Here is a 23,501-nt window from a genome sequence, read left to right as displayed (position 1 = left end):
ACTCAATTTATTACAGCAACCTTTCTGTCAGCGGGTCTCAAATACCAAGATACAACAGTTAGGACTAAAAGCAAGAGTGAAGGAAAAATCTCCCGTATGGGACTTCCGGAGGCAAGATGCGAAAAAACAGCTCCTGACATTGCGAAGAAAAAACCGGCATACGCCCATTCTTTCAGGATAGGAAATTTGGGAATCAGCACTGCCACCACTCCAAGGATTTTCCAAATTCCTAATAATGTGAGTAAATAAATCGGGTAATTCAACTCATGCATCCGGTCAACATCCTGTTCCATTTTTAGTAACTGTACGATTCCGGTTGAAAGCATCCCCAATGAAAGCCAGATTGTGGCAATCCAGTAGATTATTTTTTTTGTCCTATTCATAATATTCTATTTTTAAAGGGTTCAAAGGGCTAATTGCCACAAATAACTTTTTGAATTTTTCATTTTGCCTTTTGAATTTCTTCGATTCGATTATGTGCCATATTCAACCCCATTTCGAATGGCATTTTCAATTGCATGGCACGTGCTTCAACGGAGCGGTAAATGACCTGCATGGTCAATTTACTTCTGGATTCAGATACTTTCTCAAATTCCAGAAATTCCAGTTGCGGACCAATAGCAGCATTTTCCATTTCAAAGGTCCGGACTATTTTCCGGTTCGGAATAAACGCATGTATTGTTCCATGGAAACCGTGTTTATTTCCCATTGGGTCGGTTGTTTCGAATTGGTAACCTCCATGCTTTTTATTTTCTAGCTTCAGCACTTTCGTTCCCATCCATTGCTCCACAATCTCCGCTTCTTCGTAAGCTTTGAAAAGTAATTCCAACGGTAAATCGAATTCCCTGGTGATTGTCAATTCCTGTTTGCCGTCTTCGGCGTGAATCTGTGTTTTTTTCTCCATAATTTTTAATTTTTCCCCACGGAGGAACACAGAGGAGCACTGAAAAGGAAAATAAATTACATAATAATGCTTCCGTGTTCTTCCGTGCACGTCCGTGGGAAATTTTATACTATTTACCTTTATAGGTTTTCATGATTTCCTCCAGTTTGTTAAATCGGTCATCCCATAGTTGGCGGAAAGGTTCGATAAAGTCGGCTACTTCTTTCATGTTTTTCGCGTTAATCTGATAGTAAACTTCCCGACCGTTTTGTGTTTGCTGTAACAATTCACACTCCGTGAGAATCTGCAAATGTTTTGAAACTGTCGGTCTTGCGGTATCAAAATTGGAAGCAATTGCTCCTGCCGTCATGGATTGCGATGCTACCAACAACAAGATTGCTCTTCTGGTAGGATCTGCTATTGCTTGGAATACATCTCTTCTCAAATTCATTATGTAGCTATTTGACTACAAATATATATGTAGTTATTTGACTACGCAATAATTTCGACTATTTTTCTTTGGATTGAATGAAATCTGAAATCCCGAAACAAAAAAAATGCAATTACCCAGACTTTAAATTCTGAATAATTGCATTCAAAAATATTCGTTGCAATAAATGGGATTTGATTTTAAAGATCAAGTTATTCTGTCCAGCCGGAGGTTGGTCCAAAGGCAATATAACGGGATGTAAGTACCGCACTAGGTAAACCTACTATTCCGGTAACCAAGCAAGGTGAACCGTCCTTATTTCGGAAAATCGGTGCATTATTAAGCATCAAACACATTTGTAATCCCGGTTTGCCGGAGAAGGTACAAATCAAGGTATCACCGTATACAGGATTTAATTCTATCAAGCTGCTATTGATTCCTGCAACTAATGGCTGACCATTCACATAGATCGTATCAATCCCCCAATTGCCTTCTCCCGGATAATCCGGAGGCAGATTGATTGTCCATGAATGCGCATATTCAAATTGTGCGACCTTTCCAAAAGAAATCATGCAGGTGCTTGAATCATAGTTTATATTGCTTATTCCATTGATGACTGAAGGTTTTCCTAGTGTGTCAAGAAACAACAACGATTCATTCTTAATCAGGCACATGACCAGATTAGGTTGGTTTGAAAACTTGCAAGTTACGGTATCTCCTTTTTGTTTATTCTTCTGAAGAATGCCAGTATTCAATCCGGAAACCAGAGGAATTCCATTGATTGTTAGTTGACCGATATCCCAATTACTTCCTGAAGGATAATTAGTTGGTAAACTGACCGACCAAGCACCACCGTATTGCCAGTAGGCACTATTCGCAAAGGTCAGATTGTGCTGTAAGCTATCATAAGTCATCCCTGCGATTCCATTGACTTTGAAAGCACTCCCTGATTTATCTGAAAAAGCATAAACCGGCTGACCAGTTATTGGATTTTGGAATATCCTGAATTGAAGTCCCGGTTTCGAAGAAAAAGTACAGATAATCGTATCATCGGGTAAAGAACAAAACACACTTGATCCAGGTGTAACCCTTTTTCCATCGACATACATGGTGCCAATTGACCAAGCAGATGATGTCGGATAAATATTCCCTGTAGGAACCGTAACCATCAAACATCCTTTTCGGGGAACGATTGCCCCATTTGGTTTTGCCGTCATTGCTCCCTTCAACGGTAGAATCCTGACCTGAACTTTATCTCCGGGAAGTACGGTGAATCCTGCTTCATCTCCAAAATAATCATCGTACGGAAATCCGTAGTTTTTGGAATCAATGGAATATTGGTGGATTGTTTTTGAATACAAATCACATGTCACTCCTTGGGGATAATAGTTCCATGGATAAGGACAGTTGGATGTATTGTGTACAATGTCTCCCCACAACTTTGGCTGAGCCAAAATTCCTCGACAAACAGCTGCAGAAACAATCGCTCCCAACTGAATCTGTGCCAACGAATCAGATGAAACGGAATTAGGTGCACCTACGATGGTTCCAGCAAAGGAATTCACAGTTGTCACGTCATTCACCTGAATAAACCTTGGTTTGTTAACACTGCAAGTGGAGCAGGTATAGTAAGCAGAAATAGTTCCGATTACTTTCCCTGTAGAATCGTTGGAATAGGTACCCGACAAATTGCTAAAAACATAATTGCCATACTGAATAATTGCCGAACCATCTATGATTGGAGCTTGTGTCGAAATCTGGGAATCGAGAGCTGTGGTGGCAGATGTAATATTAGCCGGTGAAAAGAACCGATATGATTTGCTGACAGAATTCGGAAAAATGGAATCACCCTGATTATAAGGCTTTCCAAGTTGGTTCAACATGGAGTAAAGCCCGGCAGCCGTGACTCCATTCTTAAAACCAACCGTTTGACCATTTGCTAATAATTGCATTGGAATAGCAACGAAATCTACAGCGGTAATATTCCAAATTCCAGGAAATCCGATTGTTAGTCCGGCTTCAAATTTATCAAACAAGTAAGTATCCGTTTCCATATCCGGGAAAGCCATGTATGCAAGGGTATCCGGATTGTCATTGATGTATTGAAATGCATTCTGACTGTAGACCGGATCTGCAATCAAACACCGAAACCCCACTGCTTCTTTGTAAGCCGGTACTTGAATTGTAATGGACTTTCCTTTCTTCAATGAAAAAATGTAAGGAGCCAAATCCGAAGCTTTGATTGGTGCAGGAACACTCCAACGAAACGACTGACTGTTGGTATCCAGCTCCAACCACTTGGTTTGATTGGCGTTTTGATTGGCTAATGCTCCCTGAGCCAAAGCCAAAACCAAATCTTGTCCGGAATTGTTTTGATAGGTAACTGAGGTGTAATTCACTCCTCCATTTAAAGGCGATTTTTCTTTCTGTTTTTGTGCAAGACTTAACCCACAAAAAATCAGAATTATTGTCAAAGTGAATAGTATTTTTTTCATTTTATCAAACGAATTAATTGTAGTCAATCAGGAGCGAAATTGCGGAGTTTACCCCCGCAATTTGCCCCATCCTTTTTATTGAATAGCACTAACTATACTGGTTGTTTTTCCTTGAATAACAATACAAGTATTTCCTTTTAATCCGGAAGTTCCAAATGACATGACGGTTGTAGGGGCGTCCCAAGGATTAGCTAAAATATACATAATCGGAACGTACAGAATACTCTCCATCTTGACTCCGTTGTATATCACCTCCGAATCACTTACAACTGTTAGAGAATCTCCCTTGGAATTTGTCATTGGAACGCCCCCAAATACAGCCAAAGGAACTGGATTAAATAAGGTATATCCGTCCACTTTCTTATCTCCGATTGAACCGGATATGGTTACCAATGATTTTTGTTCGGAATTATATTCCCGATTGAAAACAATCTGAATCGATTGATCTGTCATTGTCAAGGTATTATTTACAAACGACATTTTTTCTGCATCGAAGTAATATCCTGTTGCCGATACTCCATCTAGTGATACACCAATCTTCACCAGATAAATATCGATAGATCCCAAAACCGGAATGTATTCTGCTTGAATCGAAATAAATGCTCCGGGAGCAATTGACGGGATTTGGTAATACCCGCTAAAATTAGCTAGTTCGTTGCTGCTTAGATTCGGAATTTCCATCGATTCCTGAGTTGGAAACGGAATAGTTTGTAAGGATCTGGATGAAATTGCTTTCGAAATAGAATCCTCCGTCATATTATTACAGGCAAAACCTCCTTCGGCAGCAGTTCCCATAATGAGGCTCGTAATACTTGTCCCAACCGTAAATGCAAAATAATACATATTCATGTTATAGGAATAAGACAAAACCGGTTGTAAATTCCCGTCATTCGCCCCGAAGTCATAGAAAATCTGAGAATTGGAATCTATTCGCATAACAGGTAAAGCAACTGTTTCCTTTTCATACTTTCCATTTCGACTGATATAAAGCGGTTCTTTTTCATAGTATTCTCCAGCAAACAATGAGGACGGAATGGGATTATTGTAAGTAAAACCTGTTACCTCTTTTGAGAGCTTTCCGGGAAGCGCAATGGCACCAGAACAAGTTGCCGTAGTTCCATCACTTCCATCCGTACGATTAAACCTTAGATCAATACTCAATCCTTCTATTGCAGCGCTTACCTGAACCAAATGCGAACCATCAAAGGTTCCGGTAAACGGAAAACGCGCTGATGTTTTTCCATCGAGAGAAATTAATAATGCTACGTCATAAATTGGTTTTGTAGCCCCATTCTGAATATACATATTCGTATCGATAGCAAAAAAAGCACCCGTAGCGCTATTCAACGTATAATATCCATTAAATGAGATTAAGGATAGTGTATCCGGTGATATTTTGACTTCATCCGGTTTAAGATCTTGATACTTTTCCTCCATTTCTTTGTGGTAAGAAGCTAATTCAAGCATGGGAGAAGATACTGCATGTTTAACAGATTCCGTGTTTTGTGATTTTTCCATTTTGATAAAGATTATATTAACATCATTTGATGTTTCAAACCTAAGTAATTGAAGAATCTTAAAAACCCGTATTTATACCTGTTTTACAATAATCCTTCGAAAAAGAATAGAACCGGAACCCAGAGCAACAAAAAAAGCGGGTAAAACCTACCCGCTTCAAAAAAGAGATTAATCTGAACTAAAACCACTATTTTAACCTCCTCTTATTCTATGAAACCATCCTATTTCTTTATCACTTTTGTAGTTTTCATGTTACCGTCTTCTTCTCCTTTAACTGAGACAAAGTAAATTCCTGAAGCAAAATTAGATACATCCGAGTTCCTTCGTGCCTTCACTGACCACATGTCACCAAGCTTTAGCGGCGGCACAAGCTTCTGAGTAAGCGTCGTGGGAGTTCCAAAAAATAGCGATACTTTTGCAACTGTATCCTTTTAAAGTCGTGTCTTGAAAAATCAGCTCTTATTAGTCACTCCGCCCTTTACGCAGCTCAATACTCCGTATCCGGCAACGGCTTACCTAAAAGGGTTCCTGAATACGAAGAACATCGCTTCGGTTCAGGCTGATTTGGGAATTGAAGTGATTTTGGAAATCTTTTCAAAAGCAGGACTCACTACCCTTTTTGCTGAAATTGAAAAGAAGAAACCGGATCTTTCAGAGAATGCAGAACGCATCATTGCTTTGAAAGCCGACTATATCCAAACAATCGATTCGGTTATTCTATTCCTTCAAGGAAAAAATCCGAGTTTGGCACATGTGATTTGTCAGGATGATTTTTTACCGGAAGCATCCCGCTTCAACCAGTTGGAAGAATTGGATTGGGCATTCGGAATCATGGGAACCCAGGATAAGGCAAAACATTTGGCTACCCTTTATCTGGAGGACATCTCGGACCTGATTGTTGAAACCGTTGATTCCCATTTTGGATTCAGCAGGTATGCGGAACGCCTGGGAAGATCTGCACTTCAGTTTGACGAATTGTACGACGCACTTCAACAGGAAATCACGTTTACCGATCGGATTTTATTGGAATTGCTCGAAAAAAGACTTCAGGAATCCGATCCGAACATGGTCGCTTTTTCCGTTCCCTTTCCCGGAAACCTTTATGCCGCTTTTCGATCCGCACAATACATCAAACAACACTACCCACAGGTAAAAACGGCTATGGGAGGTGGTTTTCCCAACACCGAATTACGATCGGTATCTGATACAAGAGTCTTTGAATTCTTTGATTTCATCACCCTGGATGATGGTGAAGTTCCCATTGAACATTTGGTTGAACATCTGCAAGGAAAACGAACCATTCAGGAACTGAAACGCACTTTCGCCCTGGTGGATAACAAAGTGGAGTATATCAATCATTCCAAAACACCCGATTACAAGCAAAAGGATGTGGGAACACCTGATTACAGCGATTTGTTGCTAGACCGCTATATTTCCGTTATTGAAGTTGTGAACCCGATGCACCGCATGTGGAGTGATGGGAGATGGAATAAATTGACCATGGCACATGGCTGTTATTGGGGAAAATGTACCTTTTGCGATATCTCATTGGATTATATCAAGATCTATGAACCTGCCACAGCGAAGATTTTAGTTGACCGAATGGAGGAACTGATTCTTCAAACGGGACAAAATGGCTTCCACTTTGTGGATGAAGCCGCTCCACCTGCATTGATGCGGGAATTGGCTCTGGAAATAATCCGCAGGAAACTGGTGGTGAGTTGGTGGACCAATATCCGATTCGAAAAGAGTTTTACGCGCGATTTATGTATTCTCTTAAAAACTTCCGGATGTATTGCCGTTTCAGGTGGATTGGAAGTTGCTTCAGACCGTTTGTTGAAACTGATTGACAAAGGGGTTACCGTTTCACAAGTAGCTCAAGTTACGCGCAATTTCACAGAAACCGGGATCATGGTTCACGCTTACCTGATGTACGGATTTCCTACACAAACCATCCAGGAAACGATTGATTCTTTGGAAATGGTGCGTCAATTGTTTGAAACAGGTGTGCTACAATCAGGTTTCTGGCATCAATTTGCCATGACAGCTCACAGTCCGATAGGTCTGAATCCTGAGCAATTCAGTGTTATCCGGGAAACAGGAGTCGGAACCTTTGCCAATAACGACTTGTATCATCAGGATAAAACAGGAATCGACCACGAACAATTCAGTTTCGGACTCAAAAAATCGCTCTACAACTTCATGCATGGAATTGGTTTCGACCTGCCCTTACAAAGCTGGTTTGATTTCAAGGTTCCCAGAACCAAAATATCCGCTGATTTCATTGAAAATGCAATCGGTGAAATGGAAACCGGTTTTATCAAGCCCAGCGCCAAAGTTGTTTGGCTAGGAACAGCTCCTTCCCTGAATTTTTTTACGAAGAACAAGAAAGGAAATCAATGGGAAATGGCCGAACTGAGCTTTCACACCAAAAAAGACCTATTCTCCATCCAGGTGAGCAAATCACAAGGAATCTGGCTGGAAAAGATGCTTCAGGATATTTCCACATCCAGCAGCAAAAGCAGCTTGTTTCAGGAAATCAAATCGGATTATGAGCAGCACGTTCCCGATGAGCATTTTGAGCCTTTCTGGTATGGAAAACAAGTGGCACAATTGAAGGATGCGGGACTACTGGTTCTGTAAATCAGAATCAAGCACTTTTAAATTTAACACCTCCCCCGGCTGCTACAGGATGGGTTGTAGGAGTACCATTTTTAGTAATTGTTACACTTACAGTAGGATCAGCGTAAAGAGCATCTGCACTTTTTACATCGACATCCGTGCCATAAGCTGGTGTCGCAGTACATTCGTATTTACAATTCATCAATGCTTTATCATCACCTCCAAAGCACTCATCAAATTTCCCTTCCGGTCCTTTATGATGTCCATTAAGTGATGGTGAACCGGGGACAATATTTTTTTCAGCCTTCCCTCCTTTTCCTCCCCAACGTTGATTCACCACATGAAGTTGGGTTGCATTATTCGTATTTGCCTGGTTCTTCAACCAACCATCCCACTTTGCAGGACTATCCGTATCGGTTCCGGTCGACAACTTTTTTTCACCTTGCGCATATTCTACGGAATTTTTGGTACACTCCTCAAAACTATTGGTAACACCTCCTGCTCTTGTCATCGTTACTGTTCTAACCGTTTCGGGTCCATAGGTAACAAATTGAATAGGTTTAGACTGTCCCCAACCTTGTAGTTGAGCTATTTTATTTGATTTCAAGCTGTTATCAGCACTGTTTTGCAACTGTTTCATCTGAATAGCTTCAGAACGCTGATCCGTAAAGGAAGAAACGGAACCTCTGGTATCTTGGTGTGAACGCTGTTTATCACTGGATTGAGCAGCATGTTCCTTATTGGGATTAACTTGAGTGTACATAAGTTCAGATTGTGAATAGTTTCTCTAAAGTAGTTCTTTTTAATCAGGAAGGTCTTTTTTCAACTAAATAGTTTATCCTAATCCTTCCAATAAAGCAAAGTAAACTTCATAGATTGCCGAACAAATTTGGTAGCTGATTTCATTTTCTGTCATACTTAAAGTTCGGATGAAGAAATCTGAAATCCAATAGATTAAGAAGTTTGATTTCCTGTTTTATTTCTTTATATTATTATAAACCCTATTTATACATCCGTGTTCCTTCGCGCCCGTCCGTGGGAAATATTAAAAACGAGTAATCACTCGAATTCCAGTTCAAAATGCACCCCTGCATTGCTTTTCTTATTTTGAACCGCACCATTGAGCTGTCCTGCAAACCCATCAATCAGGAAATGTCCGAAATGGTGTTGCTTATCGTTCTCCTTCGCTTTGACAAATCCAATTCCATCATCCTTATACGTCAGGAGGTATTTGCCCTCTTTCAGATGAAGAGAAAGATGGATTGATCCATGATCCCGACCTTTGAAACCATGTAAAATTGAATTGGTTATCCATTCGTTAATCAATAATCCAAGTGGAATCATTTTATCAACCGGAAGTTCGAGGTAATCCAAATCCAGATTTAGTTTAAAATTGGCTGATTCTCTTACCAGGGAATTCAAACAATCCTTGAACAGTTTTTTCCAGTAATCGGCCACATTGATCAGTGCCAGATCCTTGTGTTTATAGAGCGATTCATGGATACTTGCAATGGTTTCTATCCGCGATTGTGTTTTGTCAAGTACTCCATTGAAATCATTATTCCCCTCTTCCATTTGCAAACGAATGAGACTCGAAATGATCTGTAGATTATTTTTCACCCGGTGGTGCATTTCCTTGAGAATCACATCTTTCTCATTATTCAACTTCTCAAGTTCTGCTGTCCGCATTTGTACTTTGTTCTCCAGATCATCCTTCAACTGAAGCAGTTCTTCTTCTGCTTTCTTCCGATTGGTAATATTTGTAGATAAGACAAAAATCCCTTCCGGAATGGGTTCTATCCGTAGTTCAAACCAATTTTTAGTTCCATCATTATGAGTGAATTCATTTTCAAACTGGAAGGTAATGCGTTCATCCATACATTTCTTGAGCTGACTGAACAGGTAAGTATTTTCGATTCCGGGATAACATTCCATCATGGTTTTACCAATCAGAAGTTCAATTCTGCTTTGACCTTGATTGGCAACAGTCCTGTTTACATAGAGGTATTTCCAGTCATAACCGATTACTTGAAATCCTTCGAGTAAACTATCAAGAATACTTAAGTTTAATATGGATCGTTTCAATGAAGTAGTGTTTTAAGGAGGTAAAAAAAATACCAATTACACTCCAATTTAATAAAAACCAACTGAATAGCAAGAAATAAACATCTGGAAATTTTACAATCATTTATCTCCAACCAATCCTTTAACTAAGGAATTGCATCTAAAGACCAGGCGCCTTATTCCCTGTTGCACGCAGATAAACGATTATTTCTCCTCTAATGTGATTGAACAGGAAAACACGAGCCACAAATCCTCTGGGAAATACGAATTGACTGAGATTGGAAATGAACTTATTCCCGTTTGCCAGGAACTTCATAAATGGGTACCAAACACTAAAAATAATTGACTAATTTTAACCGATGACATTTTACATCATTGCCGCAATCATTTATTTGATACTAACCATTTTCACCAGTTTGAAAATTGCTAAAAGCAACGTGCTTTCCACCCAGCAAAAAACAATCAATGTGGTATTAAATGCATTGATTCCAATACTTTGGCTCTATCTTACCTATCCTATTATCTTTCCAAAAGATAAGATCATGACAAAATCCGAACGGGAAAAAATAATAGCTCAAGAAAGCGGTAGCAAACTCGGTGACGACGTTGGTTCTTCAAGAGATTCGATCTTTCTTTAGAGGAAATGAAGATCACTAGACACGACTTTCAATAAAAATACCTAATCTTAAACCACAAAACACGTATTCACATGAACAGACCAGCTATCACTGCCCTTATTACCATCCAGGAAAACAGAACCGACCTTTCCATGCGGGATGCCAACTTCAAGGAATTCGACGGGAGACACTTGTATCGCCTGATGATCGAAAAACTGCTTGCGGTCAAGGCGATCAGTCACATTGCTATCACTACCGATTCCGATAGAGTAAAACAAATATGCGGCGGCACCAGCAGGATGTCTTTTGTAGATATGCCAAATCCGGATATGATGTCGGATGATAACTCGGTGAGCGTCCTGGAGGAACTTCCCACTTCCGACCTGATTACGGCAAACTCACTCAAAAAGGTCCAGGGCGAACATTTTTTGCAGACCCAATGTGTCAATCCGCTGCTTACCATCAAAACGATCGAAGAGGTGATTGAGCGTTATTATGAATACGTTCTCAATGACGAATACAAACAATTCGATTCGGTGATGAGCCTGAGCAGAATAGATAAACGTTTATACGACAGTTCCGATTATCCGACCATCACCCTAAGGGATAATCCGCATTACGTGATTTACGAAGATACCGTGTTCAACGTTTTCAACCGCACGGCTTTTGTCCGGAACGGCAATAAAAAATTTGGAAAAAACCCGATGTTCTTTGAAGTGCCGGAAATTGAAAACCTGACAGTTGAAACCCATGCAGGTTATGAATTGGCAAAACTGGTTTACAACAATCGGGAGTCGCTTTTAAAGAGGTAGAACCAGCCGGGATAAATTTACTGAAGGTCATGCAAGGTTGTCACATTCTTCTCTTCCATTTCATTCAATAATCCCTTTGGAATCGGTCTGCAACTGCAATTTTTCAGATGTTCCAGATGCCATTTGACCCGTTGTTCAAATGTTGCGTTTTTTGGCATCTTGTTTTTTTCATGCCATTCCTTATTGGTCTTCATAAGCTTTGTATTTAAAGTCTATCCGGTCGGAAACACCTTGTTTTGACTAATGCTTTCAGGCTCTTATCAATTCAAAGGCATTCCCGAAATTGCCAATGACATCCGTAATGAGCATACTTTCCATACTTTGCTCCTGCAAGGTGATATCAGCAGCCAGTCCATGAAGGTAAACACCCAATTTTGCGGCATTGACGGGAGCATAACCTTGTGCCAGGAATGAAGTGATGACTCCTGTCAACGCATCACCCGAACCTCCTTTTGCAAGCCCGGCGTTTCCAGTGGAGTTGTAGAACACATCATCTTCTGAAATAATGGCTGTATGTTGCCCTTTTAAAACAATGATAATCTTGTATTCCCGTGCTTTACTGATGGCGGTTGCCATTCTATCGTCATTCGTTTGATGTACACCGAAAAGCCGGTCAAATTCACCTGTATGCGGTGTGATAATCGTTTTATGAGGAACGACATCAAGTAATTTTTCATTATTGGAAATGAGCGTAATGGCATCTGCATCCAACACCAACGGTCCTTTAAATTCCGTCAAGATATCAACGAACAACGCTTCCGTTCTTTTGTCCAGACCTAAGCCGGGTCCTATTCCAATAGCTGAAAAACGATCGAAATTCGGTTGATTTTCTTCCCTCATCAGGAGCATTGCTTCCGGAACGGCAGTTTGCAAGATCGTTCTTTCATCAGTCGGCACATGAACCGTAAGTAAACCGACACCCGAACGCAATGCGGCTTTTGCTGCGATTACAGCGGCGCCCATCGTTCCTTTTTTTCCTGCGATAATCAACGCATGTCCATAATCGCTTTTATTGGAAGCTTCTCCCCTTTTTCTCAGGAGCGATTTCACTTCAATTGCAGTCAATTTATTCATCACACCAATTCTTGTATCCGGATCTATTCCGGAATAATGAAACCAATCACTCCGTGAAATGTTTTTTAACGAATGCCTCTTTCTGTTTATCTGTCAGTTTATCTGTCGTCTCGACATCGATCCGGACATTCTTGAAATGGGCATCCTTGGACAAGTAATTATGCAGTTCGAGTTTTGCATCTGTCGGACCGAATAGCAGCACATGACCATAATTCAAAATCTCATCTGCGATCTCCTTATAATAGCTCTGATGCATTTGCTTCTCCTTATTATGCATGTGCTTCTCGCCTTTTTTCAAAGCTTCTTCCTTATCATCGAAAGAAAATTTCGATTGGATGTATTGTTGCTTTCCTTCGATATTTAACCCGATAAGGTCAGCAGTTGAATGATCCATCCATATTCCTATTTTTTTAGTCGCGTTCATGTTGATTTTTTTAGAGAATGAATGAATTTTCACTTCCTTTTAAAGGTACCTAATCCAATAGGATAAACCACCTTTAATCCGGAATATAAATTACCTAATTCATGCATTTCAGATTACCTGACAAAGAAACACGAATACGCTTGAAAAAAGAATGACTTAGCTCATCTAAAAAGCTAATAATTAACCGAATAAAAATAAATCTAAAAGTGAGATCAGTTTTTCAGGCTTACAAGTTTGTCGTATTCAAGAACGGTGATCATGCTTCCTGCAATCTCAATGTATTTGTCCTCCTTGAAATCACTGAGGGTTCGTATAACTGTTTCTTTGGCTGTTCCAACCAAATTTGCCAGATCTTCGCGGGAAACATTCATACTGAAACGTTCATCTGTTTCCTTCTTGTAGGTATCCGATAGTTTCACAAGGGCTTCTGCCACTCTTTTCCTTACGGAATCATAAGCCAAACGAATCAGCTGCTGTTCATTTTCAATGAGACTATCCGAGAGGATTCCAATGAATTTCCGGGCAACTTCCGAATTTTTATAGATCAGTGAGAAGAAATCTTCCTTGGGAATCATATAGATTTCGGCGTCCTCCAAAATCGCCGCCGAATGGGTATACTTCTCATCCTTTAACAAGGAAAGGAATCCGAAAAAATCGCCTGCTTTGTGTAAACCACTTATCAATTCTTTTCCCTGATCATTTTTATGGAAAATCTTCACTTTCCCCTTATTGATAAAATAAACCCCTTTTGGATAGGCGCCTTCTAAAAAAACCACGTCCTTTTTTCGGTAATGTCTCACATCACGGGCTGTCGAAAGCTCTTTCAACGAGCCGAAATTCCGTGCTTCATTGATAAAATCCTGGACACCGTCAATGCTTTTCCGGAACTTGTTCTTGAACAAATCCTGTTTTTTCAGTCGTGTTTCGATTGCATTGAGCAATTCCTGATCATCGAAGGGTTTTGTCAGATAATCATCCGCTCCCATTGCCATTCCCTTTCTCACATCACTTCGCTCTGCTTTAGCAGTAAGAAAAATAAACGGGATTCCGGAGGTCTCTTCATTTTTTGAAAGCAGATGCAAGACGCCATGTCCGTCTAGTACCGGCATCATGATGTCACAAATGATCAAATCCGGGTTTTCCTTGATTGCAAGTTTCACCCCCTCTTTTCCATTTTCAGCAGTGATTACGTTATAGTCTGCCAATTCCAATATCTCCGCTGTATTTTCGCGAACATCCATATTATCTTCAATGATCAGTATCTTTTTCATGGTCTTCGGTATTAAGATCTTTTTATGAATATGAAAACTTCGGTTCCTTTATGTTGAACACTTTTGATTTCAATCGTTCCGTTCATCAACTCAACATATCTGGCGACAATATTCAAACCCAGACCGGTTCCTTGTATGTGTGTTGCATTTCCTCCTCTGAAAAAACGCTCAAAAAGCTGTTCCTGGTCTTCTTTGGAGATTCCAATCCCATGATCCTTCACAACAATCAAAATCTCATCTGCACTCGTTTTCACTGACAATTCAATGATTCCGTCTACCGGAGAGAATTTGATTGCATTGGAGAATAAGTTCAGGAGTATATTCTTCAATATTTTCGGGTCAAGCTGAACCATTTCATCTCCGGAATACACCTCATTGATCACCTGTTTTTCCAGTAGCATCGTGCGCATTTCAGAGACAATTTCAGAAATGAATGTTCGGATATTGATTTCTTCCGGATTATTGGTGATTTTGCCTTCTTCCAATTTCGAAACGGAAAGAAAGTCGTTCAAGATATCCGTCATATTGTGGATTGATGATTTTACTTTCCCTACATGTTTCTCGTGATTCGCATCATCCTTCCGTTCATGGTATTTCGCGATCAATGAAACAGAGGACATCATGGTTGTCAGAGGCGTCCGGAATTCATGCGAAGCCATTGAAACAAACCGGGATTTCATCTCATTCAACTCCTTTTCTTTAGCTAAGGAAATATCCAGATTCTTTTTCGTTTTTTCCAATTCTGCGATTGCCTCTTCCAAAACAAGTGTCCGATTCTTCACTTGCTTCTCCAAATCGGCAAAATAGGTTTTCATTCTGAGTTCCGCTTCTTTCCGAATGGTTATATCAATAATGAAGGCAATTACAAAGCCTCCTCTTTCCGTACTGTATGGGCTTAAACTTATTTCAACGGGAAATTCCGAACCGTCTTTTTTCAGTCCGAAAAGTTCCATCCCGGCACCCATGGACCTGGCATGTGGATGATGTGCATAATTTTCCCTGTTGGCTTCGTGCTTTTGGGTAAATCTTTGAGGAATCAGGTTTTCTATTTTCTTCCCTGCCAATTCTCCTTGCTCATACCCAAATAATTTTTCCGCGCTAGGATTAATCTTGATAATCTCTCCTTGTGCATTTGTAACCAAAATCCCCTCTGTTGCGTGTAGAAACAGTGCATCACTTCCTTCTTTGCTTTCCATTTTTTTTGATTCCAAGCTCATAGTAAATATACACTATTTAATCGAAGCGAAAGTATTATTCAGAGTCTTTGGAAAAGATGAATTTCGTCATCAGCAAAGATGATTTTAATCATCTTTTAGTAAACAGAAATGCCTCTTACCGCAATAAAAGGCACTTCCGTTCGGTAATTATTGATATGACCTATTAACTACCCACCTAAACCTGTAAGCCTGTAAGCTCGACGTTGAGATTGTTTTCCACCATGGTGACACCAGGTGCATTCCACGCCGCACTTTCCGCATCGCGTCTTTCCGCGTAGGAACGTACAATTCCGGTAAGTGTAACCTTACTGCCTATGTTTTCAATATGAATATTGTTCGCATCGATGGTGGCACTCCTTTCAAAAGCTGCTAAAATTTTCTTTTTCACATCCTCAGGATTCACTTTCGGACTGATCTTAACCAGATTACTGACTCCTTTTATTCCGGTAATGGTCGCCATGGCATCACGCACTGCATGTTGTTCGTAAGCCCATTCCACCATTCCTTCGGTTGTTAACCACCCATTTTCTACCCTTACTTTAATTTTATCCTCAGGAACCATTACATTCCATTTCAATGCATCCAATGCCGCCTGCGCTATTTCCGAATCGGTTTTCTTATGATTGAAGCCAATATTGATTTCAATATCTTCCGCAACCGCCTTCACTCCTTCTACCTTAAAGGCTGCTTTTTCCGCTATTTTTTTCTCCAGATAGGTATCAACCAAGCCAGTAAGTGTCACTACCCCATTTTTCACCGCAACTCCTATTTCAGTTGAGCGGATGGAAGGTTGCCACTTCAGTTCTTCCATTACATGTTTCTGAATTTCCTCATCTGTTTTCATAACTCCATTGTTTCAAAGTTCTTTTACAAAGCTGGTAACAAACCACTTATAGAACAATGATCTAAACCACCTTCAAAAATGAGATTCATCACTAATGAAATTCATTACTGACATTCTTCATCGCAAACGATGATTTAGCTCATTTTATCCTGTCGACTTTCTACTTAGGTTTGCATTTGCATCAGTAATACAAGATTCATATGGAAATACTTACACAGTATCATCAGATGGCCGCAATCGCTCTTGCGCGGATTTTCCTTGGTTTTCTTTTCCTTTTTCAAGGGTATGATGCCGTATTTCATATTGGGATCAAAAAAGTGACGGATACCTACCATGAAAGTTTCAAACTGAAAGGTATTCCGCGAATGATCACCTCATTGTCTGCCTGGTACACGTCTTATACTGAATTAATCTGTGGTTTCCTCCTTGTTTTGGGGTTATTTGAATTTGCATCGCTTTACCTGCTTGGAATAAACCTGATCCTGGCTGCAATCGGATTTGGAATGAATGCTCCTTTATGGGACACGCGTAATGTTTATCCAAGACTCCTATTGATTCTCTTTCTTTTAATGACGCCACTCCATTCACATCACTGGTCTCTGGACTATCTCATCTTCAAATCCTAAACGTTATGAAAACTCTTGCAAAAGAACCTGAAGCGACAGCTCCGTTCAAGAAGATGCTGGTACCGGTAGATTTTTCGGAAATTTCAAACAATGCATTGGAGTACGCCATACAATTGGCTAAAAAGACAAATTCTGCTCTACACCTTCTTCATGCATACGACTTACAGGTTTTCATGTACGATCCGACCCAAGTGAACCCGGCTGAATATGACCGGAAAAAAGAGATCTTGCACGAACTTGAAAAACTTAAAAAAGCGATCTTATTGAAGAATCCGGGATTAACTGTTGTTCATCATGCTACTTTGGGTGTACCGGTCGACGAGATCAATGCCTATTCCAAAAAGGAACGGATCGATCTGATTGTAATCGGGACACAGGGAGCGGGTTATATTCAGGAAAGGATATTGGGCAGTACCACTTCCCTTCTCATTCGCAGTGCCAAAACACCCGTCATTGTGATCGATAAGGAAGTAAAATTCAAGGATCCGAAACAAATTGTTCTGGCAGCCGACTTTCAGAAAACCGATCACAAAAAAGTGCTTGAACCATTGAAAGATCTCGCAGAACTCTATAATTCCCATATCTGTGTACTGAATGTTTATCCGCACGTCCAGTTACTCCCTTCTTTGGAAGAAATTCCGGAAGGATTCAGATTGGATTACTATTTAAAAGGTATCGAACACACATTCTTCTCGCTGGAGAGCAACCAGATTGTTCAGAGCATCAACCAATTCATAACCGATCATGATATCGATATGGTGGCAATGATTGCACGCAAACATTCCTTCTTCAGTCGGCTCTTCCGGGAACCGTTAACAACAAAAATGTCTTTCCACAGCCGTGTTCCACTATTGGTTTTACACGACTAAAATTTGAACCCTCGAATTATGAAAATTAGTATCAACGACAATCAGACAATTGCCCAGGTGCGCGATTCATTCAACAAATTATTTCCGTTTCTGAAACTGGAGTTCTTTTCAAAAAGGCATGCATCCGAGCAGGCTTCTCCCATGAAGTTTCTTATCAAAAAGAATGTTACTCTCAAGGAGTGCCGCATCCTTCATAATTCAGGTGAAATTACGGTCACACCAGATATGAAAGTGAACGAATTGGAACAACTCCTATGGGATGAATATGGACTGGGAGTGCAGGTTTTCCGTAAATCAGGGAACATCTGGCTGGAAACGGTATTGACGGATGTCTGGACCCTGGCTGAGCAAAATGCAGAAGGCGAATCTCTGAGTAAAGGAATCCCACCGGAAGAACCGGAATATTATCAGGACAGGAACTAGATCGCATCACGGGATATGCTGTTCTTAGCAGCTCCATTCATCATTCTTGTCTTTATTGCTGAAGTTTCCGGAACGGTTAGCGCTTTTGTTTGGATCTTACAAGAGCGATAACTACCTTTATTAACAAACTGAAAAACAGCTCCATACTGACCAATGTCATCTATTGATGAAACAACCATCATTTTCAACAGTCGGGCGATGCGTTAATTTTACTCCTTAACCATTAACTTGCTGAAAAATGAAAAAGACCAATCTCAAAAACCGAAATTTCGCTTTCCGGAAATACCCGGAAATGCGCCGCTTTTACTGATTCTCTTTGGAACGAAATCATTCTTATAAACAGCTTATGCAAAATTCGTTTACAGTCACAAAAGCATCGGGGGAACAGTCCTTATTCTCAGAGGAAAAAATAAAAGCTTCACTCCGCAAATCCGGTGCTGATTCCGATCAGATTGATTTCATCCTTCAGGAAGTAAAAAAACAGCTTTATAACGGGATGACAACCAAAAGCATTTATAAGATCGCTTTTGCCCTGTTAAAATCCGGGGCGCGTCATCAGGCAGCGCGTTATCATTTGAAATATGCGATCATGGAACTGGGTCCTTCCGGTTTTCCATTTGAAAAGTATATCGCTGAACTACTGAAATTTGAAGGTTACAAAACACAAATCGGACAGATTCTTCAGGGAAAATGTGTGACCCATGAAATTGATATCATCGCTGAAAAAGACCAGGACCAAATTCTGATTGAATGCAAGTATCACAATCAGCGAGGAATATCCTGCAATATCAAAATCCCGCTTTATATCCATGCCCGATTTAACGATATTGAGGCGCATGCACTTAAGAAGCCCAACGGCACATCCAAGCAACGAAAAGGCTGGATTGTTACAAACACGCGATTTACAGCGGATGCAATTCGATATGCCGGTTGTTCTGAAATTCCTCTTATCGGATGGGATCATCCCTTCGGAAAAGGGTTGAAAGACAAGATAGACCATTCAAAACTATACCCGATTACTTGTCTGACCTCACTTACAAGTGCCGAAAAACGACAATTACTGGATCGTGAAATTGTGTTGTGCAATGAGTTGCAGAATAATGAAAAGCTTTTGTCCTCCCTTGGAATAAAGCATGGAAGAATAACAAACGTCCTCAATGAAGTGCATCAGCTTTGCGGTCATAAAGGATGATCAGATAGTTCAATCAATTAGTAATAGAAATCTCAAATGGAAAACAATTTAAGTATTCAGTTTTTAGGTGCAGCCGGCACAGTGACCGGCTCCAAATACCTGTTAGAGCTATCCGGTCAGAAATTATTGATTGACTGCGGATTATTCCAAGGTTTGAAAGAGTTGCGGAAATTAAACTGGGAGTCTTTACCTTTCGATGTTTCCACCTTGGATGCTGTCATTTTAACGCATGGACATTTGGACCATGTGGGATATTTGCCATTACTTGTGAAACAGGGTTTCAAGGGGAAGATTCATGCAACGGAACCTACCATTGAGATAGCGAAACTCATTCTGCATGATAGTGCAAAAATCCACGAAGAGGATGCTAAACGTGCCAATCAGTTCGGATACAGCAAACACCATCCGGCTAAACCTCTCTATACCAGTGAAGAGGCTGAAGCTGTTTTCCCACTATTCCATAAGGAAGTCATCGATAAATGGATCCGGATTTCTGATGTGTTCACTTTCCGGATGCGGTACAATGGGCATATCCTTGGTGCCACTTTCATCGAATTAAAAGCAGCCGACAAGTTGATCGTATTCTCCGGAGATATCGGAAAAAAAGAAGATCCCTTGCTTTTCTCCCCCCAAAAACCCGAAAAAGCGGATGTGCTCCTGATCGAATCGACCTATGGAGGAAGAATACATCCGCTCAATCCGGAAGTTCGTCTGGCAGAAATCATTAACAAGGCTGCGGCAAAAAACGGTACGATCATCATACCTGCTTTTGCGGTCGAGCGTGCCCAACTGCTCATGTTCTATTTATGGAAACTGAAAAACGAAAACCTCATTCCGGATTTGCCTATTTATATAGACAGTCCGATGGGACAAGAAGTTTTGAAGATCTTTGGCAGACACGATTCCTGGCATAAATTATCTCACGCGGAATCCAAAGAGATCATGAAGGAAATCAAAGTTATAAGCAAACAAAATGAGACCATAAAACTCGCGGAAAGCAATGCTCCGAAAATCATTATTGCTGCTTCCGGGATGGCGACGGGCGGAAGAGTCCTGACCTATTTTGAATATTACCTGGGGCAAAAATCTGCAACCATCCTGATGGTCGGTTTTCAGGGAGAAGGTACACGCGGAAGAGCTCTTCTGGATGGAGCTGAGGAAATCAAAATGCGTGGAAAATACTGGCCGGTGCATGCAGATTGTACTCTTGTAGAAGGGCTTTCCGCACATGCCGACCAAAGTGAGTTGATCGATTGGATCAACCAGCTTACCGAAAAACCGGAAAAAATATTCATTGTACATGGTGAACCGGAAGGATCCATTGCTTTAAAAATTAAATTGATGCAGGTTTATGGTTATCCAAGTATCATCCCGGAACGGAATGAAAGGTTTACTATTCCTGTAAATCTTTGATAAAACCACAAAGAGCGGATTTTAAACCAATTAAATATAGTCCGGCGATTGTATCAGACTTCCTGTTGCAGTCGCTGGTTGGTACTAGAAATACCTAACTTCATTGAATGATTTGAGTATTCTTTTTTCTTCTCTTAATCCATTTCACGATCTCAAACCAACTAACCGAAATAAATCCGGTACCCAAACAGATCAGCAATTGGCTGCAATTCATCGGTTCAAACTCAAAGAAGTTGGTCAAGGGTCTTACAAAAAGGATTAATCCCATCAACAACAGAGTTATTCCAATGATGTAAGCGACTAACTTGTTCTTGTACTTTAAAGTGGTCCAAATTGAATAATAGAACGAGCGATTGATCAAGGTCAGGAAGATATTTGCCACAACCAAATCGGTGAAGACCATCGTTCTTGTCAATTCTTCATTAAAACCAGAATAAACAGCGTACTGATAGATCAAAAGGATTCCCACAGCAATAACCGTCCCTTGAATGATGCTGATTGTGAGTTCTGTCCAATTAAAAAATGTGGTGGAGATCGGTTTGGGGTTTTGAAACATTAAATTCTTTTCCATCGGTTCGTTTTCATAGATAATGGAACAAGTTGGTCCCATGATAATTTCAAGAAAAATGACATGAACCGGCGAAAAAATATTGGGATAAACCCATCCCAAAGCCAAGGGAACAAATACGGTTAACAGAATGGGAATATGAATGGAAATGATGTATTGAATGGCTTTCTTCAGATTCGTATAAATCTTCCTGCCCATTGCAATGGCATCAATCATTTTGGACAGATCATCTTCCAATAAAATGAGGGATGCGGCATCTTTCGCAATCTCGGTTCCTTTTTTGCCCATTGCGATTCCAATATGTGCGGCTTTGAGCGCCGGTCCGTCATTCACCCCATCACCGGTCATGGCCACAATTTGTTGCCTCTCTTTCAGGGCATTGATGATCTTTAATTTCGCATCCGGAAACATGCGGGTGAAAATAGCCGTTTCCATGACGCAATCTTTCAACTCTTCGTCGCTAAGCTTCATCAATTGATCTCCATTGACGCTTTTTTCAACTCCCGAGAACCCAATTTGCTTAGCAATTGCTGTGGTTGTTTCGGCATTATCTCCGGTAATAATTTTTACCTTGATTCCTGCATCATAAAAGGATTTCAGAACCTGATCAATATTCTTTTTAGGAGGATCATAGAATGCCACAAGACCTTTAAAGATAAATTTCAAATCTTCCTGGTTTCCCGGAAAATCCGTTCCGGAAAAATCGGAGACTCCCACTCCCAAAACCCGGTATCCATCTTTTGCAATTGCATTCACCACCTCATTGATTTCTTTTTTTTCGGAATCCGTAAGCGATGAAACCCGCATCATGGTTTCTACTGCCCCTTTGGCTGCCACAATCCGTTTTCCTTTCTCATCTTCAAAAACATGTGTCATCATCGGTGGTTTTCCGCCCAATGGATACTCGTGAACCAATTTGAAGCCAGGTCGTTCATCTTTTACCGCAAACTGTTGATATGCCTGATGTAACGAAATCTCCATCGGATCAAAAGGAATGGGTTCGCTCGCCCACATTCCCCATTCAATTAACTCTTTCTCTTCCACTGTCGAAACTTCCTTTAGGTCCGAAAGTTTTTTTGTCGACCAAACGAACAGCTTCGATAAGCTCATTTTATTCTCCGTAATGGTTCCCGTTTTGTCAGTACAAATAACAGTCGCACTCCCCAGGGTTTCTACTGTTTTCATTTGTTTCACCACGATTCCCATTTTCATCAAACGCCAGGCGCCCAGTGCCATGAATGTGGTAAATGCAACCGGGATTTCTTCCGGCAGGATGCTCATCGCTAAGGTCAATGATTGTAAAAGGCTCGTTAATAAATTATGAGAATGAAGGTAATTGATGACCCAAACGATTACAAAAACAATTCCTCCCACAATCGCCATTTTCTTCACGAAGTTGGCAATCTGAAGTTCCAGCGGTGTTTTTTCTTCCTCAATACTTTCGAGGCTTTTTCCGATTTTTCCCAATCGGGTTTCATTCCCAATTGCCGTTACTGTTACAATCGCCAATCCGGAAGAAACGGTTGTACCACTATAAATGCTAGCATCTTCCGAACTTTTGTCCTTGAATATAGGAAGGGATTCACCCGTAAGAATCGATTCGTTTACCGAGAAATCATTCGATTGAACAATTTTTCCATCTGCAATGATCAGACCTCCTTCTTCTACCATCAGGCTGTCTCCAACAACAACTTCTTCACTTTTTATTTTCTGTGTTTCTCCGTTGCGGATAACCGTGCAAGTGGGCTGTGAAAAATCTTTGAGTTTATCCAGTGCATTTTTACTTCTGGAATATTGGTAAATCGAAATAAAGGCCTGAAACAAAATGGCTGCGGAAAGAAAAATCCCATCTCCTATTTTCCCGCTAATGAAATAAATCGAAGCAGCAACTAAGAGCAAAATAATCATCGGCTCTTTTACGATCCGAAGAACAGTAGCAAGCAAATCATTTCCTTTCTGAGCCGTCAGTTGATTTGATCCGAATTGCTCCCTTGCCTGAACGACCTGTTCAGTGGTTAAGCCTTGAATATGGTTTGATTCTTTCTGCATAAATGAATTTGAATAGTAGTATCAAGATAAGAATAAAGATGGCAGGATGGTGCTTTTGTTTTCTCACTCATTTCCAATACCAAATCGATC

The 23,501-nt window shown here is 40.5% G+C and carries 24 protein-coding genes; 8 read left to right on the top strand and 16 right to left on the bottom strand.

All coding sequences use genetic code 11. The features are described 5' to 3' along the window. Positions 1-2 precede the first annotated feature (2 nt). The 5 genes from AAG807_RS03575 to AAG807_RS03555 all read right to left on the bottom strand — a co-directional run bounded on the left by AAG807_RS03575 (position 3) and on the right by AAG807_RS03555 (position 5,326). Positions 3-383: a DoxX family protein gene (locus tag AAG807_RS03575; protein ID WP_341900871.1), complete on the bottom strand. Its 381-nt coding sequence runs from the start codon at positions 381-383 to the stop codon at positions 3-5. A 59-nt stretch (positions 384-442) separates the two neighbouring features. After that, positions 443-904 (bottom strand): SRPBCC domain-containing protein, encoded by a 462-nt coding sequence (locus AAG807_RS03570; protein ID WP_341900869.1) that lies wholly within the window; start codon positions 902-904, stop codon positions 443-445. 109 nt (positions 905-1,013) lie between these two features. Then, positions 1,014-1,334, bottom strand: coding sequence for a metalloregulator ArsR/SmtB family transcription factor (locus AAG807_RS03565; protein ID WP_341900867.1), 321 nt, complete (start codon positions 1,332-1,334; stop codon positions 1,014-1,016). A gap of 191 nt (positions 1,335-1,525) precedes the next feature. Beyond that, positions 1,526-3,808, bottom strand: a complete 2,283-nt coding sequence (locus AAG807_RS03560) for a beta-1,3-glucanase family protein (protein WP_341900866.1) — start codon at positions 3,806-3,808, stop codon at positions 1,526-1,528. A 75-nt stretch (positions 3,809-3,883) separates the two neighbouring features. After that, positions 3,884-5,326: a hypothetical protein gene (locus AAG807_RS03555; RefSeq protein WP_341900864.1), complete on the bottom strand. Its 1,443-nt coding sequence runs from the start codon at positions 5,324-5,326 to the stop codon at positions 3,884-3,886. 444 nt (positions 5,327-5,770) lie between these two features. Here AAG807_RS03555 and AAG807_RS03550 point away from each other — a divergent pair, with 444 nt between their 5' ends. Then, entirely contained in the window at positions 5,771-7,969 is a 2,199-nt protein-coding gene (locus AAG807_RS03550; RefSeq protein ID WP_341900862.1) for a radical SAM protein, read from the top strand. Positions 7,970-7,976: 7 nt separating this feature from the next. On the opposite strand, the gene AAG807_RS03545 is transcribed toward AAG807_RS03550, so the two are convergent. The 3 genes from AAG807_RS03545 to AAG807_RS03535 form a co-directional block, all read right to left on the bottom strand. Further along, entirely contained in the window at positions 7,977-8,711 is a 735-nt protein-coding gene (locus tag AAG807_RS03545) for a hypothetical protein (protein WP_341900861.1), read from the bottom strand. A gap of 296 nt (positions 8,712-9,007) precedes the next feature. Further along, positions 9,008-10,033, bottom strand: coding sequence for a histidine kinase dimerization/phosphoacceptor domain -containing protein (locus tag AAG807_RS03540; RefSeq protein ID WP_341900860.1), 1,026 nt, complete (start codon positions 10,031-10,033; stop codon positions 9,008-9,010). A 139-nt stretch (positions 10,034-10,172) separates the two neighbouring features. After that, a complete protein-coding gene (locus AAG807_RS03535; protein ID WP_341900858.1) occupies positions 10,173-10,328 on the bottom strand; it encodes a hypothetical protein in 156 nt (51 codons plus the stop codon). Positions 10,329-10,371: 43 nt separating this feature from the next. Between AAG807_RS03535 and AAG807_RS03530 the strand changes: the two genes are divergently transcribed. Next, positions 10,372-10,650 (top strand): hypothetical protein, encoded by a 279-nt coding sequence (locus AAG807_RS03530; protein ID WP_341900856.1) that lies wholly within the window; start codon positions 10,372-10,374, stop codon positions 10,648-10,650. Between the two features lie 71 nt (positions 10,651-10,721). Continuing rightward, entirely contained in the window at positions 10,722-11,441 is a 720-nt protein-coding gene (locus AAG807_RS03525) for a hypothetical protein (RefSeq protein WP_341900854.1), read from the top strand. Positions 11,442-11,458: 17 nt separating this feature from the next. Here AAG807_RS03525 and AAG807_RS03520 read toward each other — a convergent pair whose 3' ends face one another. From AAG807_RS03520 to AAG807_RS03495, 6 genes are all read right to left on the bottom strand, one after another. Next, positions 11,459-11,635 carry a hypothetical protein gene (locus AAG807_RS03520; protein ID WP_341900852.1) on the bottom strand — a complete coding sequence of 59 codons (177 nt, stop codon included), beginning with the start codon at positions 11,633-11,635 and terminating at the stop codon, positions 11,459-11,461. A 55-nt stretch (positions 11,636-11,690) separates the two neighbouring features. Further along, on the bottom strand, positions 11,691-12,515 hold the full coding sequence (locus AAG807_RS03515) for an NAD(P)H-hydrate dehydratase (RefSeq protein ID WP_341900850.1): 825 nt from the start codon (positions 12,513-12,515) through the stop codon (positions 11,691-11,693). A 46-nt stretch (positions 12,516-12,561) separates the two neighbouring features. Continuing rightward, positions 12,562-12,939, bottom strand: coding sequence for a hypothetical protein (locus tag AAG807_RS03510; RefSeq protein ID WP_341900848.1), 378 nt, complete (start codon positions 12,937-12,939; stop codon positions 12,562-12,564). Positions 12,940-13,151: 212 nt separating this feature from the next. After that, entirely contained in the window at positions 13,152-14,210 is a 1,059-nt protein-coding gene (locus AAG807_RS03505; protein ID WP_341900846.1) for a response regulator, read from the bottom strand. Between the two features lie 11 nt (positions 14,211-14,221). Further along, positions 14,222-15,406, bottom strand: a complete 1,185-nt coding sequence (locus AAG807_RS03500) for a PAS domain-containing sensor histidine kinase (protein WP_341900844.1) — start codon at positions 15,404-15,406, stop codon at positions 14,222-14,224. A 196-nt stretch (positions 15,407-15,602) separates the two neighbouring features. Then, a complete protein-coding gene (locus tag AAG807_RS03495; RefSeq protein ID WP_341900842.1) occupies positions 15,603-16,271 on the bottom strand; it encodes a BON domain-containing protein in 669 nt (222 codons plus the stop codon). Positions 16,272-16,471: 200 nt separating this feature from the next. Between AAG807_RS03495 and AAG807_RS03490 the strand changes: the two genes are divergently transcribed. Genes AAG807_RS03490 through AAG807_RS03480 form a run of 3 tightly spaced genes read left to right on the top strand, consistent with a single transcriptional unit; the run spans position 16,472 to position 18,189 of the window. Beyond that, positions 16,472-16,897 (top strand): DoxX family protein, encoded by a 426-nt coding sequence (locus AAG807_RS03490; protein WP_341900839.1) that lies wholly within the window; start codon positions 16,472-16,474, stop codon positions 16,895-16,897. Between the two features lie 5 nt (positions 16,898-16,902). Then, positions 16,903-17,766, top strand: a complete 864-nt coding sequence (locus AAG807_RS03485; RefSeq protein ID WP_341900837.1) for a universal stress protein — start codon at positions 16,903-16,905, stop codon at positions 17,764-17,766. Positions 17,767-17,784: 18 nt separating this feature from the next. Continuing rightward, positions 17,785-18,189 (top strand): hypothetical protein, encoded by a 405-nt coding sequence (locus tag AAG807_RS03480; protein WP_341900835.1) that lies wholly within the window; start codon positions 17,785-17,787, stop codon positions 18,187-18,189. Here the strand turns inward: AAG807_RS03480 and AAG807_RS03475 are convergent. Further along, the gene (locus tag AAG807_RS03475) at positions 18,186-18,371 is read right to left on the bottom strand and encodes a hypothetical protein (RefSeq protein ID WP_341900833.1); all 186 of its coding nucleotides are present in this window, start codon (positions 18,369-18,371) and stop codon (positions 18,186-18,188) included. The genes AAG807_RS03480 and AAG807_RS03475 overlap by 4 nt on opposite strands. 164 nt (positions 18,372-18,535) lie before the next feature. On the opposite strand from AAG807_RS03475, the gene AAG807_RS03470 reads away from it, so the two are divergent. Continuing rightward, positions 18,536-19,381, top strand: coding sequence for a restriction endonuclease (locus AAG807_RS03470; protein WP_341900831.1), 846 nt, complete (start codon positions 18,536-18,538; stop codon positions 19,379-19,381). A 36-nt stretch (positions 19,382-19,417) separates the two neighbouring features. Continuing rightward, positions 19,418-20,794: an MBL fold metallo-hydrolase gene (locus tag AAG807_RS03465; protein ID WP_341900829.1), complete on the top strand. Its 1,377-nt coding sequence runs from the start codon at positions 19,418-19,420 to the stop codon at positions 20,792-20,794. A gap of 100 nt (positions 20,795-20,894) precedes the next feature. Here the strand turns inward: AAG807_RS03465 and AAG807_RS03460 are convergent, their stop codons facing one another. Continuing rightward, on the bottom strand, positions 20,895-23,411 hold the full coding sequence (locus AAG807_RS03460) for a cation-translocating P-type ATPase (RefSeq protein WP_341900827.1): 2,517 nt from the start codon (positions 23,409-23,411) through the stop codon (positions 20,895-20,897). Between the last annotated feature and the right edge of the window lie 90 nt (positions 23,412-23,501).

This window comes from Fluviicola taffensis DSM 16823, from assembly GCF_943372375.1.
Taxonomy (GTDB): Bacteria; Bacteroidota; Bacteroidia; order Flavobacteriales_D; family Crocinitomicaceae; genus Fluviicola; species Fluviicola taffensis_A.
The sequence above is the reverse complement of the archived record's forward strand: the minus strand, read 5'-3'. Positions and strand labels throughout refer to the sequence as shown.

Coding starts and splice junctions, on each gene's coding strand:
- AAG807_RS03575 (WP_341900871.1), bottom strand. CDS start 383: ATGAATAGGACAAAAAAAATAATCTACTGGATTGCCACAATCTGGCTT.
- AAG807_RS03570 (WP_341900869.1), bottom strand. CDS start 904: ATGGAGAAAAAAACACAGATTCACGCCGAAGACGGCAAACAGGAATTG.
- AAG807_RS03565 (WP_341900867.1), bottom strand. CDS start 1,334: ATGAATTTGAGAAGAGATGTATTCCAAGCAATAGCAGATCCTACCAGA.
- AAG807_RS03560 (WP_341900866.1), bottom strand. CDS start 3,808: ATGAAAAAAATACTATTCACTTTGACAATAATTCTGATTTTTTGTGGG.
- AAG807_RS03555 (WP_341900864.1), bottom strand. CDS start 5,326: ATGGAAAAATCACAAAACACGGAATCTGTTAAACATGCAGTATCTTCT.
- AAG807_RS03545 (WP_341900861.1), bottom strand. CDS start 8,711: ATGTACACTCAAGTTAATCCCAATAAGGAACATGCTGCTCAATCCAGT.
- AAG807_RS03535 (WP_341900858.1), bottom strand. CDS start 10,328: ATGAAGTTCCTGGCAAACGGGAATAAGTTCATTTCCAATCTCAGTCAA.
- AAG807_RS03530 (WP_341900856.1), top strand. CDS start 10,372: ATGACATTTTACATCATTGCCGCAATCATTTATTTGATACTAACCATT.
- AAG807_RS03525 (WP_341900854.1), top strand. CDS start 10,722: ATGAACAGACCAGCTATCACTGCCCTTATTACCATCCAGGAAAACAGA.
- AAG807_RS03520 (WP_341900852.1), bottom strand. CDS start 11,635: ATGAAGACCAATAAGGAATGGCATGAAAAAAACAAGATGCCAAAAAAC.
- AAG807_RS03515 (WP_341900850.1), bottom strand. CDS start 12,515: ATGAATAAATTGACTGCAATTGAAGTGAAATCGCTCCTGAGAAAAAGG.
- AAG807_RS03510 (WP_341900848.1), bottom strand. CDS start 12,939: ATGAACGCGACTAAAAAAATAGGAATATGGATGGATCATTCAACTGCT.
- AAG807_RS03505 (WP_341900846.1), bottom strand. CDS start 14,210: ATGAAAAAGATACTGATCATTGAAGATAATATGGATGTTCGCGAAAAT.
- AAG807_RS03500 (WP_341900844.1), bottom strand. CDS start 15,406: ATGGAAAGCAAAGAAGGAAGTGATGCACTGTTTCTACACGCAACAGAG.
- AAG807_RS03495 (WP_341900842.1), bottom strand. CDS start 16,271: ATGAAAACAGATGAGGAAATTCAGAAACATGTAATGGAAGAACTGAAG.
- AAG807_RS03490 (WP_341900839.1), top strand. CDS start 16,472: ATGGAAATACTTACACAGTATCATCAGATGGCCGCAATCGCTCTTGCG.
- AAG807_RS03485 (WP_341900837.1), top strand. CDS start 16,903: ATGAAAACTCTTGCAAAAGAACCTGAAGCGACAGCTCCGTTCAAGAAG.
- AAG807_RS03480 (WP_341900835.1), top strand. CDS start 17,785: ATGAAAATTAGTATCAACGACAATCAGACAATTGCCCAGGTGCGCGAT.
- AAG807_RS03475 (WP_341900833.1), bottom strand. CDS start 18,371: ATGATGGTTGTTTCATCAATAGATGACATTGGTCAGTATGGAGCTGTT.
- AAG807_RS03470 (WP_341900831.1), top strand. CDS start 18,536: ATGCAAAATTCGTTTACAGTCACAAAAGCATCGGGGGAACAGTCCTTA.
- AAG807_RS03465 (WP_341900829.1), top strand. CDS start 19,418: ATGGAAAACAATTTAAGTATTCAGTTTTTAGGTGCAGCCGGCACAGTG.
- AAG807_RS03460 (WP_341900827.1), bottom strand. CDS start 23,411: ATGCAGAAAGAATCAAACCATATTCAAGGCTTAACCACTGAACAGGTC.